The sequence below is a fragment of the Kitasatospora sp. NPDC041917 genome, from assembly GCF_055589745.1.
This window is the reverse complement of record NZ_JBVJBI010000020.1, coordinates 97,874-111,584: the sequence shown is the minus strand read 5'-3', so window position 1 is coordinate 111,584 and position 13,711 is coordinate 97,874. Positions and strand designations below refer to the sequence as shown.

The following is a 13,711-nucleotide window of genomic DNA, read 5'->3' as shown; positions in this document are numbered from 1 at the left end:
CCGGCTAGAACGCGAGCGCACCCGGGTCGAGCGGGGGCACCAGCCCCTCCGCGGCGGCCCGGGTGAGCAGCGCGCGGACGGCGGCGTAGCCCTCCTCGCCGAGGTCCTCGCTGAACTCGGTGACGTACAGCCCGATGTGCTGCTCGGCGACGTCCAGGTCCATCTCCTGGGCGTGCGCCAGCACGTACTCGCGGCTCGCCGCCGGGTCCGCCCAGGCCTGCCGCACGGAGGCGCGGATCGCGTCGGCGATCGCCCGCAGCCGCTCGGCGCCGAGCGAGCGCCGGGCGACGATCGCGCCCAGCGGGATCGGCAGGCCGGTCTCCTGCTCCCAGGCCTCGCCCATGTCGGCCAGGCTGTGCAGGCCGTACTGCTGGTACGTGAAGCGGGCCTCGTGGATCACCAGGCCGGCGTCCACCCGGCCGTCCCGGACGGCGGGCATGATCTCGTGGAACGGCAGGACGACGATCTCGCCGAAGCCGCCGGGCACCGCCTTCGCCGCCCAGAGCCGGAACAGCAGGTAGGCGGTGGAGCGCTCGGAGGGCACCGCGACGGTCTTCCCGGCCAGGTCGGCGGGGGAGGCCACGCCCGGCAGGGTGAGCACCAGCGGGCCGCAGCCGCGGCCCAGCGCGCCGCCGCAGGGCAGCAGGGCGTACTCCTCCAGGACCCAGGGCAGCGCGCCGTAGCTGATCTTCAGCACGTCCAGCTCGCCGCGTTCGGCCCGGCCGTTGGTGACGTCGATGTCGGCGAAGGTCACCTCGGGGGCGTCCGCCCCGGGCACCAGGCCGTGCGCCCAGGCGTGGAAGACGAAGGTGTCGTTCGGGCAGGGCGAGTACGCGATGCTCAGCCGTTCAGCCACGGCCGGCCTCCTCAATCGGTTCGTGCCGCGCGGCCGGGTCCGGTTCGTGGCGCGCGGCCAGGTCGTGCACGGGCAGCGCGGCGAAGGCCCGCTCCAGGGCGGCCAGCGCCTCGCCGATCCGCCAGGCGGCCCGGTCGCGCGGGCCCACCGGATTGGACACCGTGCGCAGTTCGAGGGCCGGCACGCCGTACCGGGCGGCGGCCTCGGCCACCCCGAAGCCCTCCATCGCCTCGGCGACGGCACCGGGGTGGCGGGCGGCCAGTTCGGCGGCCCGCGCGGCGCTGCCGGTGACGGTGGAGACGGTCAGTACCGGGCCGACGGCGAGGCCCGGACCGCCCAGCGCCCGCGCGACCAGCGCGACGGCGGCCGGGGGCGGGGCGTGCCGGACGGTGCCGAAGCCCAGCTCGGTGACGTCGGCGAAGCCCTCGGGGGTCTCGGCGCCGAGGTCCGCGGCCACGATCGCGTCGGCCAGCACCGTGGAGCCGACCGGGGCGAGCGGGGCGAAGCCGCCGGCGATCCCGGCCGAGACGGCCAGCGCGTACGGGTGGGCCGCCAGCGCGGCGCCGGCGCCGGCGGCGGCGGCGGCCGGGCCGACCCCGGCGGCCAGCACGTCCACGGGCACCTCCTGGGCCCGGTGCAGCGTGCCGCCGGGCAGCGGCACCGCGGCGGTCTCACCGGGCAGGCCGCGCAGTACGGACTCGGCCTCGGCGGCCACCGCGACGACGACGAGCAGCCGGGCCCGTGCGGGGCCCGACTGCTCGGTGCGGCCGTCGGTGACGGCGGGCGCGGTCATCGCAGGCCCGGTCAGCCGTTGTCGGAGCTGTTGCCCTCGGTCTTCAGCTGGAAGTACCAGACGGCGATCGGGGCTTCCTGGTTCGGGTCGCCCTCGACCACGGTCACCACGGTCTTGCCGCTGGAGTTGAGCACCTTGTTCGCCGACTGGGCGCCCGACCAGGTCGGGCCCTTGGCGGCCGAGAACAGGGTGTAGCGACCGCCCTGGTTGGACGAGCCGCCGTTGGTGAAGGCCCACCAGCCCGTGTCGGCCACGTTGGGGGAGACCCCGACGCCGACCCGGTCGCTCCCCACGACGTCCGAGGTGGGCAGCGTGCCGTCGTGCAGGGCCTTGGTCGCGTCCTCCTGGCACTTCTGCTGCTGGTCGTCGGTGAGCGGGCTGCCGGCGTTCCAGCACAGCGGGTCCGCGACGATCGAGGAGTTGCCGACCGTGAGGGTGGCACGGTGCGAGATGTGCTCGGTCTGGCCGGCGGCAATGGCGACGGAGGTGCCCACCGTGGCGGCGCCGACCACGACGACGGCGCCGAGGGCGGCGATGGCACGGGAATTGAGGCTCATGCGTCAGAATCTACCGGGCCCGGCCGATCACGCGACGCGGGGGTCGGCACCGCGTGTTGCCGCGCCGGCGCGGTCAGGCGACCCGGGGCGTCGCCGGGTGCCGCCGCGGCCCCACCCGCAGGAGTGAGCGCAGCGTCCACAGCAGCGCCAGGCCGACCACCCCGGCGGCGATCGACAGGCCCAGCTTCCCGTTCAGCGGCAGCAGGATGCCGACCGCGCCGCCCGCCACCCAGGACAGCTGCATCAGGGTCTCCGAACGGGCGAACGCCGAGGTCCGCACCGCTTCCGGGACGTCCCGCTGGATCAGCGCGTCCAGGGCCAGCTTGCCCAGCGAGGCCGCCATCCCGGCCACCGCGGCGACCACGACCACCGTCACCACGCCGTACCAGAGCGCGGCCGCGGCCGTCGCGCAGGTCGCCAGCAGCAGCATCGCGCTGATGGTCTTCTCCGGGCCCCGGGTGCGCAGCCAGGAGCCGAGCACCGAGCCCAGCGCGTTGCCCGTCCCGGCGGCCAGCGCCACCAGGCCCAGCGCCACCGTCGGCCGCAGCCCGCCGATCGGCTCCTCCCGCAGCAGGAAGGCCAGGAACATCACCAGGAAGCCGACCAGCCACTTCATCGCCGACATCGCCCGCAGCGCCAGGATCACCGAGGGGCCGACCGTGCGCAGCGAGGCCTTGACCGGCGGCGGCCTGTGGTGGATCAGGTGCGAGCCCTCGCCGTGCACCTCGGCGTGCAGGACGGCGCGCTGCTCGCCCTTGGCGGAGTCCACCGCGGGCGGCAGGTGGAAGGCCATCAGGGTGCCGACCACGAACACCAGGAAGGCGCCGCGCAGCGGCCAGCCGGGCCCGACCAGGTGCAGCAGCCCGCCCACCCCGGCCGCCACGCCGGTGGCCAGCAGTCCGGCCAGGGTGACCCGGGAGTTCGCCTTCACCAGGGACAGCCGGCTCGGCAGCAGTCGCGGCACCACCACGCTGCGCACCACGCCGTACGCCTTGGACGCGACCAGCACGCCGAGCGCCTCAGGGTAGAGCGCGATGCCGCCGCCGACGATCACCCCGGCCATCGTCCAGGCCAGCACCGCCCGGGCCAGCATCGCCATCGCCATGGCCGCCCGGCGGCCGTGCGGCAGCCGGTCCAGCAGCGGGCCGATCACCGGGGCCAGCAGGGCGAACGGGGCCATCGTGATCAGCAGGTAGAGCGCGACCCGGCCGCGGGCCTCGCCGGTGGGCACCGAGAAGAAGATGGTGGACGCCAGCGCGACGGTGATCAGCATGTCGCCGAAGGAGTTGAGCGCGTGCAGCTCGATCAGCTTCGCGAGGCCGGACTCGCCCGCGCCCTCGGCGGCGGTGGCCCGGCGGATCCGGCGGCCGGTGCCGTGCACCACCTTGCCGGTGCGGGAGCCGGCGGCGGAGGCGGTGCGGATCAGGAAGTGCCGGCGGGGCTCGGGGGCCTCGTCCTCGTCCCCGTCCGGCTCCCGCGGGGCCCGGTCGGGGCCGTCCGGGGCTTCGGCCACGGAGGGGTCCACGGTGTCTGCGGGCGCCCCGGGGCCGTCCGCCGGCCGCGGTTCGTCCGCGCCGGGGACCGGGGGCTGCTGTCGCGGCACGGCGTCCGTAGGGTCGGGGCTGCCGGCCTGTGGGTCGCGCAGTGCGTGCTGCGACGGGTCGTGGTCCGCCACAAGCCCATCCTGCCCCAGAATCGCCGAGCCGACGCGGGAGCGGGCCCGGCTCGGCGCGGTCCCGGAAGGGCCGGGTCCGCCCCGGACTGTGCCGGGGCGCCGACCGACGGGTAGCCTGCCCAAGGTCGACCCGCCGACCCGCCGGGGCGCCGGCAGGCCGGTCGAGCGGCGCGGCCGGTACCCGAGGGGGCTCCCGGTCACGCAGAATGGACGAGGGACACCGAGCCGCGACGGAACAGGCAACACGCCGTGGGCGACAGAAGAACTGGGAGAGAATCGACGCCGTGAGTGCTGCGATGCGAAGCCGTACCCCCGACCGGCTCTGTGCCGAGGCCGTCGAACTCGCCCGTCAGGCCGCCGAGGAGGCCGTCGGTGCGGAGGCCGTCGGACTGCACCTGGGTGTCCAGGCGGACGCCGACCGCGTCGTCACCCATACCTTCGAGTGCCTCGACGCGGCCTACCGCGGCTGGCACTGGGCGGTCACCGTCGCCCGTGCGCCGCGCGCCAAGAACGTGACCCTGGACGAGGTCGTGCTGCTGCCCGGCCCCGACGCGGTGCTCGCGCCCCAGTGGGTGCCGTGGAGCGACCGGCTGCGCCCCGGCGACATGGGCCCGGGCGACCTGCTGCCCACCGGCGCCGACGACCTGCGGCTGGAGCCCGGCTGGACCGGCGAGGACGAGCCCGCGCCGAACTCCGCGGTCGCCCTGGCGCAGGACGAGGACCTGGTCGTCACCGATCCGCACGTCCAGCCCGCCCCGGCCCGCGCCCGGATCGACGCCGTCGCCGAGGAGCTGGGCCTCGGCCGCAGCCGGGTGCTCTCCCGGCTCGGCCTGCACCTGGCCGCCGAGCGCTGGGAGAAGTCCCACGGCTCGCAGACCCCGATGGCGCAGGCCGCCCCGGCCTCGTGCGCGAGCTGCGGCTTCCTGGTCCCGATCGGCGGCTCGCTCGGACAGGCCTTCGGCGTGTGCGGCAACGAGTTCGGCCCGGCCGACGGCCAGATCGTCTCCTTCGCGTACGGCTGCGGCGGGCACTCCGAGGCGGCCGTCATCCCGGCCCCGCCGGCGCCGTCCGAGCTGATCCTGGACGAGCTGGTGGTCGAGCCGCTCCCGCTGCACCCCGACCGGACCTCCGGCTCGGTCGAACCCGACGCCCCGGCCGAGGAGCTCGGCCACTCCTGAGCCGGGCACGCGCCCAGGCTCCAGCGGCCCGCCCGGTCAACGACCGGCGCGGGCCGCGCTGCTTTCCGGCCGGCGGACGGCGGGTGCCGGGCGGGCGGCGGAAAGGCCGTCAGGTCCGCCGCCGGCGCCGTCCCCGGCCCGCCGGCGGCGGGGCCCGTGGTCGGGAGCAGTCAGTGGGGCAGGGAAGAATGCCCTACGACGAACAGGGCAGCGGAAGGCGGCAGGTCCAGTGGAACCTCGGATCATCGGCAGCGGCACGGACGAGCACCTCGCGGACCCCTTCGGCAGCGCCGCGCTGCGCCGACGGGTGCTGGCCGCCTGGGCCGCCTCGCCGGCCCGGTTCCGGGAGGACGCCAACGCGGAGGAGGAGCTGGCGCTCGGCGGCTACCGGGACCGCCTGGTGGTCGAGTTGGCGCAGAATGCGGCCGACGCGGCGGTCCGGGCCGGGCACGGCCCCGGCCGGCTGCGGCTGACCCTCGCCGACGGCGTGCTCGCCGCCGCCAACACCGGCGCCCCGCTGGACGAGGCCGCCGTCGAGTCGCTGTCCACCCTGCGCGCCTCCTCCAAGCGCGGTGAGACGCCCGCCGTCGGCCGGTTCGGGGTCGGCTTCGCCGCCGTCCTCGCGGTCACCGACGAGCCCGCCGTGCTGAGCGCGACCGGCGGGGTGCGCTGGTCGCTCGGCGAGGCGCGGGCGCTGGCCGCGGCCCAGCCCGAGCTGGCCGACGAACTGCGCCGCCGGGACGGCCACGTGCCGCTGCTGCGGCTGCCGTTCGCGGCCGAGGGCCCGGCCCCGGCGGGCTACGACACGGTGGTGGTGCTGCCGCTGCGGGACGCCGCCGCCGAGGACCTGACCCGCCGCCTGCTGGCCGGGATCGACGACGCGCTGCTGCTCACCCTGCCCGGCCTGCGCGAGGTCGTGGTGGAGACCCCGGACGGCGCCCGGACGCTCACCCGGGACGCCGCGGAGACCCGCCCGGACGGGGTCACCGAGGTCACCGTCACCGACGACGCGGGCGGCCGGCTGCGGCAGACGGTCTGGCAGACCGTCGGGGCCTCCGGCACGCTCTCGGCCGAGCTGCTGGGCGACCGGCCCACCGAGGAGCGCGCCCGCCCGTACTGGACGGTGACCTGGGCCGTCCCGGTCGGCCCGGACGGCGTCCCGCAGCGGCCCAAGATCGCCTCCGTGCTGCACGCGCCCACCCCCAGCGACGAGCCGGTCGGTCTGCCCGCGCTGCTGATCGCCTCGTACCCGCTGGACTCCACCCGCCGGCACGTCGCCCCCGGCCCGCTGGCCGACTTCCTCACCGAGCGCGCCGCCGACAGCTACGCGGAGCTGCTGCGCGCCCGCGGCGCCGACCTCGGCTCGCTCGGCCTCGTCCCGGCCCCGCTCGGCCAGGGGGCGCTGGACAACGCGCTGCGCGCCGAGGTGCTCTCCCGGCTGCCCGGGACGCCGTTCCTGCCGCACCCGGCGCCGGTCGAGGAGGGCACGCCCGCGCTGCGGCCGCGGGACGCGACGCTGCTGGAGGGCGCGGACGGCTCGGTGGTCGAGGCGCTCTCGCCGATCTTCCCGGGGCTGCTGCCGGCCGGCCTGGAGCGGCGCACCGAGCTGCGGGTGCTGAACGTGCGCCGGGTGCCGCTGGCCGAGGTGGTGGACCAGCTCGGCGGGCTGGACCGCGAGCCCGCCTGGTGGCGCAACCTGTACGCGGCGCTGGGCGCGGCCGACCCGGAGGCGCTCGGCGCGCTGCCCGTCCCGCTCGCCGACGGGCGGACGGTCACCGGGCCGCGGCGCGTCCTGCTGCCCTCCGAGGACGCCGACTGGGCGGCCTTCCCCGGCTACCCCGGGTCGCTGGCGGGCGCGCTCGCCGCGCTCGACCTGCGTCTGGCCCACCCCGAGGCCGCCCACCCGCTGCTGGCCAAGCTCGGCGCCGGCACCGCCACCCCGGCCGGGGTGCTGGACACCCCCGAGGTGCGGGCCGCCGTCGCCCGCTCCTACGACCTGGCCGAGGACGACCTGGACGCGGCGCTCGAACTCGCCGACGCCGTCCTGGCCCTGGTGAAGGCCGCCGCCCCGGAGCCGGGCGCCCACCCCTGGCTGGCCCGGCTCGCGCTGCTCGACGACGAGGGCGAGCCCGCCCGGGCCGGCGAACTCGTGCTGCCCGGGAGCCCCTTCGCCGCGCTCGCCCGCGAGGAGGACGCCGGCTGGGTGGACGACGAGCTGCTGGAGCGCTGGGGGCCGGAGGTGCTGACCGCCGTCGGCGTGCTGGCCGACTTCGTGCTGGTGCGCGCCGAGGACGTGGTGCTCGACCCGGACGACCTGGAGCGGCTCGACCCCACCGTCCCGGCCGACCGCGCGGCCGGCGGCCACCCCACCGGCCTGCTGGACGAGGCGCCGGACGGGCTCGCCGAGTGGGCCGAGGACGCGCTGGAGGCGCTGCAGGCCGACGAGGCGGTCGGCGTCCCGCCGGTGGCCGCCGAGCTGCTGGCCGTGCGCGACCTCGACCTGGTGGACGACGACGCCTGGCCGGAGGCGCTCGCGGCGCTGGCCCGCCCGCCGTACCGGGACGCCGTGGTCGCCCCGGTGCGCACCCTGCTGCCGGACGGCTCGTACGCCGACCTGCCGCCGTACACCGCGTGGTGGCTGCGCGACCACCCGGTGCTGGCGGGCCGGGAGCCGGCCGGTCTGCGCGCCGCCGGGGCCGACCCGCTGCTGCGCGGCCTGTACGACGAGGCCCGCACCACCCTGGACGACCAGTTCCTGCACGCGCTCGGGGTGCGCACGACGCTGGCCGCGCTGCTCGCCGAGCCGCACGGGCCGGACGAGGTGCTGGACCGGATGACCGACCCGGAGGCCGAGGTCGGCCACCGTCAGCTGCACGGCATCCACACCGCGCTGGCCCGGGTGGACCGCGGGCGGATCGAGCCGCTGGACGTGGTGCGGGCGCTGCCGCCGCTGGACCCGGACACCGGGCGCCGGCCGGACCACACCGTGGTGGTGGACGCGACCGAGGCGGTCGTCGCCGACGCCCCCGACCTGGTCCAGCTGCTGCACCCGTACCCGCTGCTGCCGGTCGCCCCGGCGCTGGCCGCCGACCTCGCCGAGCGGCTGCACGTGTCGCTGGCCAGCGAGGTGGCGGGCGGCCGGGTGCTCTCCGAGGGCGTGCTGCACCGGGTCCCGGCGGTGGTGCGGGAACTGCTGCCCGGCTGCCCGGTCGCCTACGAGGAGCACGAGGAGCTGCTGGTCGTCGGGCCGGACGGCGGCGAGGCGGCGGTGGACTGGCGCTGGGACACCGGGGCGGACGCCCCGGAGCCGCCGTACGACCCGGAGCTGGCCGAGGCCGCCGACGAGGACGACGAGTTCGAGGTCCCGCCGGTGCCCGGTCTGCTGCACGCGGCCACTCCGGAGGGCCTGGCCGCCGGGCTGGCCTGGTCGGTCGGGCAGTGGCACCGCCGCTTCGAGGTGCTGGCCGCCCTCAGCGAGCCGGACCGCGCCTACGAGCTCTCGGCCGCCCGCGACTTCGAGGGCTGAGCGCCCCCCCCCGCGGGCCCGCCCCGACCGGCGGGCCCGCGGGGCGGGTCACTCCATGCCGCGGCGCTTCATGAAGCGCCAGGTGATCTCCAGGGCGATGCCGCAGACCACCGCGATGGCGACGCCGATCAGCGGGTCGCGGAAGCCGACCAGGGAGAGGTCGAAGAAGGACTTCAGCGGGGGCACCAGCAGCACCAGCGCGAAGGCGCCGCCCATGCTGCCGATCAGCAGCAGGCGCCACCAGTTGTACGGGCGGGCGACGATGGCGAGGACCCAGAGGGCGATCAGGAAGAGCGTCAGGGTGGCCACGCTGGTGTCGGCCTTGAGGTCGGTCGCGTGGTCGGCGCGGGCGAGCGAGTAGGCGACGAAGGTGCCGGTGCCGGCGATGGCCCCGCCGGGGATCGCCAGCCGCAGCACGCGCTTCACGAAGCCGGTGCGGGCCCGTTCGTCGTTGGGGGCGAGCGCGAGGAAGAAGGCCGGGATGCCGATGGTCAGCGAGGACAGCACGGTGGAGTGCCGGGGCAGGAACGGGTACGGCGAATGGGTGAAGATCACCAGGAGCGCCAGCAGGACCGAGTAGACGGTCTTCACCAGGAAGAGTGAAGCGACCCGCTCGATGTTGCCGATCACCCGGCGGCCCTCGGCCACCACCGACGGCAGCGAGGCGAAGGAGTCGTTCAGCAGCACGATCTGGGCGACCGCCTTGGTGGCGTCGGAGCCGGTGCCCATCGCCACGCCGATGTCGGCGTCCTTGAGGGCGAGCACGTCGTTGACGCCGTCGCCGGTCATCGCCACGGTGTGGCCGCGGGACTGCAGTGCCCCGACCAGCTGGCGCTTCTGCTGCGGGGTGACCCGGCCGAAGACGCTGGTCCGGTCGGCGGTCTCGGCGAGTTCCTCCGGGTCGGCGGGCAGGGAGCGGGCGTCCAGCGGGTGGTCGGCGCCGGGCAGGCCCAGGTGGCCGGCCACCGCGCCGACCGAGACCGCCGCGTCGCCGGAGATGACCTTGGCCCGGACCCGCTGGCTCTCGAAGTAGCGCAGGGTCTCGGCGGCGTCCGAGCGCAGCCGCTGCTGGAGCACCACCAGGGCCAGCGGGGTGAGGTCGGCCGCCGGGTCGGGGGAGTCCAGCGGGACGGGCGTGCGGCCCAGCAGCAGCACCCGCAGGCCCCGGGCGCCCAGCTCGTCCACCTCGGCCAGCGCCGGGTGTCCGGCGGGCAGCAGCACGTCGGGCGCGCCGAGCAGCCAGCTGGCCTCGCCGCCCTGCGGCTCCAGCAACTGCACGCCGCTCCACTTGCGGGCGGAGGAGAAGGGCATCGCCTCGATCACCCGCCAGCCGTCGTGGCCGGAGCGGGCGCCGTCGTCGCCGCGCCCGTACGCGTCGATGACCGCCTGCATGGACGGGTTGGGGCGGGCGTCGGCGCCCGCCATCACGGCCAGGGCGTGCTGGACGGTCTCCGGGGCGACGGCGCCGGGCTCCCCGTCGGAGAGCACCCGCAGGTCGATCACGTCCATGCCGCCCTCGGTGAGGGTGCCGGTCTTGTCCAGGCAGACGGTGTCCACCCGGGCCAGGCCCTCGATCGCCGGGAGCTCCTGGACCAGGCACTGCTTGCGGCCGAGCCGGACCACGCCGATCGCGAAGGCGACCGAGGTCAGCAGCACCAGCCCCTCGGGGACCATCGGCACGATGCCGGCCACCATGCGCCGTACGGCCTCCCGCCAGTCCCGGCCCTCGACGGCCAGCTGGCTGATGATCAGGCCGAGGGCGGTGGGGATCAGCAGGTAGGTGATGATCCGCAGGATGCTGTCGATGCCGGAGCGCAGCTCCGACTTCACCAGGGTGAACTTGCTGGCCTCCTCGGCGAGCTGGGCCGCGTAGGCCTCGCGGCCGACCTTGGTGGCGGTGAACGCGCCGGCACCGGCCACCACGAAGCTGCCGGACATCACCTGGGCGCCGGGCTGCTTGAGGACCGGATCGGGTTCGCCGGTGAGCAGCGACTCGTCGACCTCCAGGCCGTCCGCCTCGGTGACCTCGCCGTCCACGATCACCTTGTCGCCGATGCCGAGCAGCACGGTGTCGTCGAGGACGATCTCGGAGACGCCGATCTGCTGGACGGCGCCGTCCCGGCGGACCTGCGGTCGGGCCTCGCCGATCAGGGCCAGGCTGTCCAGGGTCTTCTTGGCGCGCAGCTCCTGGATGATGCCGATCGCCGTGTTGGCCACGATGACCAGGCCGAACAGGCCGTCCTGGATCGGACCGACGATCAGGATGATCCCGAACATCACGCCGATGATCGCGTTGAAGCGGGTGAAGACGTTGGCCCGGACGATCTCCCGGGTGGACCGGCTGGACCGTACGGGGACGTCGTTGACCTGACCCTTCGCGACCCGCTCGGCCACCTCGGAGGCCGTCAGGCCGCCGCGTCGGCCGGGCAGCAGGCCGAGGGGGTGCGCTCCGTCCGGGCGGTCTTCGTCGGTCGGCCGCTCTTCCGCTGGCTGGGCAGGCTGCGTCATGGCACCGACTCTACGGGCGCCTTATGTCCGGTGCGTGCTACTAAAGGACCATTCAGTCCGACCGGGTGGCCGGACCCTGGCCGTCGTCCCCGGTCGCCCGTTCGGCCGTGTGCCCCGGCGCCGGTCCGGCCGCCTCGGCGGCGCGGCTGCGGGCGATCGCGTCCCGCCGGGCGCGGCAGTACCAGAGGCCGATCAGGCCGAGCAGGCCGCCGGAGAGGCAGATCCAGGGCCAGGTGCCGTGGCCGTGCGCGGAGAGGCTGCCCTGGAAGGGGAGCAGGGCGAGGAAGGCGATGAACCACAGCACCGTGCCGCCGCCGACGATGGCGACGTCGTTGGCCTCCAGCGGAGGGGGCGAGGGGTGCAGTGGCGTCTTGGGCATGGGGTCTAGCGTACGGTGCGGTGGGGTGGCTGCGCGGGCGCCGGGACCCCCCGCAGGCTCTACGCGCGAAGATAGCGCGTGTGCGATCGGGAAACCATACTTAAAGATCTGCGCCCGGCCACCGTCGCCCCGGGCGTCCCCCACCCTCTCCTCAGCTCCCCCACAGAGGACGCACGCATGCCTGTGGTCCAGCCGACCACCGAGTCGCCCGAACCCGCCGACGCCGCGCCGAAGCCCCCCACGAGCGCCGTCGACCGCTTCTTCCGGATCAGCGAGCGAGGCTCCACCCTGCCGCGCGAGATCCGCGGTGGTGTCGCCACCTTCTTCACCATGGCGTACATCCTGGTGCTGAACCCGATCATCCTGGCCAGCGGCACGGACGTCACCGGGGCCCACCTGGACAGCGGCCAGCTGGTCACCGCCACCGCCCTCACCGCGGGTCTCACCACCCTGCTGATGGGCGTCATCGGCAACGTCCCGATCGGCCTGGCCGCCGGCCTCGGCGTCAACACGATCGTGGCGCTCCAGCTCGCTCCCAGGATGACCTGGCCGGACGCCATGGGCATGGTCGTGCTGGCCGGTTTCGCGATCATGCTGCTGGTCGCCACCGGTCTGCGCGAGCGCGTCATGAACGCCGTCCCGCTCGGCCTGCGCAAGGCCATCGCGATCGGTATCGGTCTGTTCATCAGCCTGGTGGGCCTGGTCGACTCCGGCTTCGTCAGCCGCATCCCGGACGCCGCCCACACCACCGTCCCGCTCCAGCTCGGCGGCAACGGGCACCTGCTCGGCTTCCCGGTGCTGATCTTCGTGGTCGGCCTGCTGCTCACCCTGGTCCTGCTGATCCGCAAGGTGCCCGGCGCCATCCTGATCAGCATCGCGGTCTCCACGGCGCTCGCCGCGGTCATCGACAAGGTGGCCGACGTCCCGGCGGCCAAGTGGGGCCTCACCGTCCCGACCTGGCCGGGCAACCCGGTCTCCGCGCCGGACTTCGGACTGGTCGGCAAGGTCAGCCTGTTCGGCGGCTTCGAGAAGGTCGGCGTGCTGACCGGCCTGCTCTTCGTCTTCACCGTGCTGATGTCCTGCTTCTTCGACGCGATGGGCACCATCCTCGGCGTGGCCGACGAGGCCCACCTGCTGGACGAGAAGGGCGACCTGCCCGGCATCAACAAGGTCCTGATGGTCGACGGCATCGCCACCGCGGCCGGCGGTGCCACCTCGGCCTCCGCCAACACCTGCTTCGTCGAGTCCACCGCCGGTGTCGGCGAGGGCGCCCGGACCGGCTTCGCCTCGATCGTCACCGGCCTGCTCTTCGTGGTGGCGCTCTTCCTCACCCCGCTCGCCACCATGGTCCCGGCCCAGGCCGCCACCCCGGCCCTGGTCACCGTCGGCTTCCTGATCCTGGCCAACTCGATCAAGGCGATCGACTGGGCCGACTACACGATCGCGATCCCGGCCTTCGTGACCATCGTGATGATGCCGTTCACGTACAGCATCACCAACGGCATCGGCATGGGCTTCATCGTCTTCTGTGTGATGCGCCTGGCCGCCGGCCGCGGCCGGGAGGTCCCCGTCCCGATGTACGCGGTGGCGACGGTGTTCGCCTTCTACTACCTGATGCCGGCCTTCGGCCTGCTCTGACGCCGTACGCCGACCGAGCCCCGTCCTCCCGGTTCCGGGAGGACGGAGCTCCGGCGTTCCCGCGGGCGGCCGTCCGGTCAGTGGACGCAGAACTCGTTGCCCTCCGGGTCCCGCATGACGGTCCAGGCGCCGCCGGGTTCCTCGACGTGCCGCAGGACGGCGGCGCCGAGGGATCCGAGGCGGGCGACGGTGGCCTCGCGCTCGCCCGGGCCGGGGTGGACGTCGAGGTGCAGGCGGTTCTTGCCCCGCTTGGGCTCGGGGACGGCCTGGAACAGGACACGGCGGCCGAGGCCGGTGTCCGAGGCCGGATCGAACGGGTCCTCGGGGTGGCGGACGGCGGCCAGGGAGCGCCAGGCCGGGCGGCCGTCCAGCTCGGTGAGGTCCTCCGGGCCGACCGCGCCGGCGGCGAGCAGCCGGGTGATCAGCGCGCCGTGGTCCTCCTGCCTGTACTCCAGGGCGGCGGCCCAGAAGGCGGCCAGGCGGTGCGGATCGGCGCAGTCGATGACGAGCTTCCAGTGCAGCGGCATGTAACCGTTTGTACCGGTTACCGGGAGGGCGGGCAACGACCGGCCGTCAGAAGTTGTCAAAAAGGCACTCGTGT

Annotated in this window: 10 protein-coding genes; 3 read left to right on the top strand and 7 right to left on the bottom strand. The window is 75.3% G+C overall.

The window, feature by feature from the left end:
* Positions 1-4 precede the first annotated feature (4 nt).
* The 4 genes from ACZ6EM_RS24100 to ACZ6EM_RS24085 all read right to left on the bottom strand — a co-directional run bounded on the left by ACZ6EM_RS24100 (position 5) and on the right by ACZ6EM_RS24085 (position 3,719).
* The gene (locus ACZ6EM_RS24100; protein ID WP_359905752.1) at positions 5-856 is read right to left on the bottom strand and encodes a 1,4-dihydroxy-6-naphthoate synthase; all 852 of its coding nucleotides are present in this window, start codon (positions 854-856) and stop codon (positions 5-7) included.
* On the bottom strand, positions 849-1,649 hold the full coding sequence (locus ACZ6EM_RS24095; protein ID WP_465773208.1) for a futalosine hydrolase: 801 nt from the start codon (positions 1,647-1,649) through the stop codon (positions 849-851). The genes ACZ6EM_RS24100 and ACZ6EM_RS24095 overlap by 8 nt, the downstream gene beginning before the upstream one ends.
* A gap of 11 nt (positions 1,650-1,660) precedes the next feature.
* Positions 1,661-2,206 (bottom strand): hypothetical protein, encoded by a 546-nt coding sequence (locus tag ACZ6EM_RS24090; RefSeq protein ID WP_359905746.1) that lies wholly within the window; start codon positions 2,204-2,206, stop codon positions 1,661-1,663.
* A 73-nt stretch (positions 2,207-2,279) separates the two neighbouring features.
* Positions 2,280-3,719, bottom strand: coding sequence for an MFS transporter (locus ACZ6EM_RS24085; RefSeq protein ID WP_465773207.1), 1,440 nt, complete (start codon positions 3,717-3,719; stop codon positions 2,280-2,282).
* 458 nt (positions 3,720-4,177) lie between these two features.
* Between ACZ6EM_RS24085 and ACZ6EM_RS24080 the strand changes: the two genes are divergently transcribed.
* Both ACZ6EM_RS24080 and ACZ6EM_RS24075 read left to right on the top strand, forming a co-directional pair.
* Positions 4,178-5,059, top strand: coding sequence for a DUF3027 domain-containing protein (locus tag ACZ6EM_RS24080; RefSeq protein WP_452179017.1), 882 nt, complete (start codon positions 4,178-4,180; stop codon positions 5,057-5,059).
* Between the two features lie 229 nt (positions 5,060-5,288).
* Positions 5,289-8,585 carry a sacsin N-terminal ATP-binding-like domain-containing protein gene (locus tag ACZ6EM_RS24075; RefSeq protein WP_465773206.1) on the top strand — a complete coding sequence of 1,099 codons (3,297 nt, stop codon included), beginning with the start codon at positions 5,289-5,291 and terminating at the stop codon, positions 8,583-8,585.
* Between the two features lie 48 nt (positions 8,586-8,633).
* Here ACZ6EM_RS24075 and ACZ6EM_RS24070 read toward each other — a convergent pair whose 3' ends face one another.
* Both ACZ6EM_RS24070 and ACZ6EM_RS24065 read right to left on the bottom strand, forming a co-directional pair.
* Positions 8,634-11,093 carry a cation-translocating P-type ATPase gene (locus ACZ6EM_RS24070; protein ID WP_401052718.1) on the bottom strand — a complete coding sequence of 820 codons (2,460 nt, stop codon included), beginning with the start codon at positions 11,091-11,093 and terminating at the stop codon, positions 8,634-8,636.
* A 52-nt stretch (positions 11,094-11,145) separates the two neighbouring features.
* A complete protein-coding gene (locus ACZ6EM_RS24065) occupies positions 11,146-11,472 on the bottom strand; it encodes a DUF2530 domain-containing protein (RefSeq protein ID WP_359905737.1) in 327 nt (108 codons plus the stop codon).
* Positions 11,473-11,649: 177 nt separating this feature from the next.
* Between ACZ6EM_RS24065 and ACZ6EM_RS24060 the strand changes: the two genes are divergently transcribed.
* Positions 11,650-13,110 carry an NCS2 family permease gene (locus tag ACZ6EM_RS24060; protein WP_401052474.1) on the top strand — a complete coding sequence of 487 codons (1,461 nt, stop codon included), beginning with the start codon at positions 11,650-11,652 and terminating at the stop codon, positions 13,108-13,110.
* 77 nt (positions 13,111-13,187) lie between these two features.
* Here ACZ6EM_RS24060 and ACZ6EM_RS24055 read toward each other — a convergent pair whose 3' ends face one another.
* Entirely contained in the window at positions 13,188-13,637 is a 450-nt protein-coding gene (locus tag ACZ6EM_RS24055; protein WP_465773205.1) for a VOC family protein, read from the bottom strand.
* Positions 13,638-13,711 lie beyond the last annotated feature (74 nt).

What these genes read in the sequence shown, in the direction of transcription:
- ACZ6EM_RS24095 (WP_465773208.1), bottom strand. Translation starts at nt 1,649, where the DNA reads ATGACCGCGCCCGCCGTCACCGACGGCCGCACCGAGCAGTCGGGCCCC.
- ACZ6EM_RS24090 (WP_359905746.1), bottom strand. Translation starts at nt 2,206, where the DNA reads ATGAGCCTCAATTCCCGTGCCATCGCCGCCCTCGGCGCCGTCGTCGTG.
- ACZ6EM_RS24080 (WP_452179017.1), top strand. Translation starts at nt 4,178, where the DNA reads ATGCGAAGCCGTACCCCCGACCGGCTCTGTGCCGAGGCCGTCGAACTC.
- ACZ6EM_RS24070 (WP_401052718.1), bottom strand. Translation starts at nt 11,093, where the DNA reads ATGACGCAGCCTGCCCAGCCAGCGGAAGAGCGGCCGACCGACGAAGAC.
- ACZ6EM_RS24065 (WP_359905737.1), bottom strand. Translation starts at nt 11,472, where the DNA reads ATGCCCAAGACGCCACTGCACCCCTCGCCCCCTCCGCTGGAGGCCAAC.
- ACZ6EM_RS24060 (WP_401052474.1), top strand. Translation starts at nt 11,650, where the DNA reads ATGCCTGTGGTCCAGCCGACCACCGAGTCGCCCGAACCCGCCGACGCC.
- ACZ6EM_RS24055 (WP_465773205.1), bottom strand. Translation starts at nt 13,637, where the DNA reads ATGCCGCTGCACTGGAAGCTCGTCATCGACTGCGCCGATCCGCACCGC.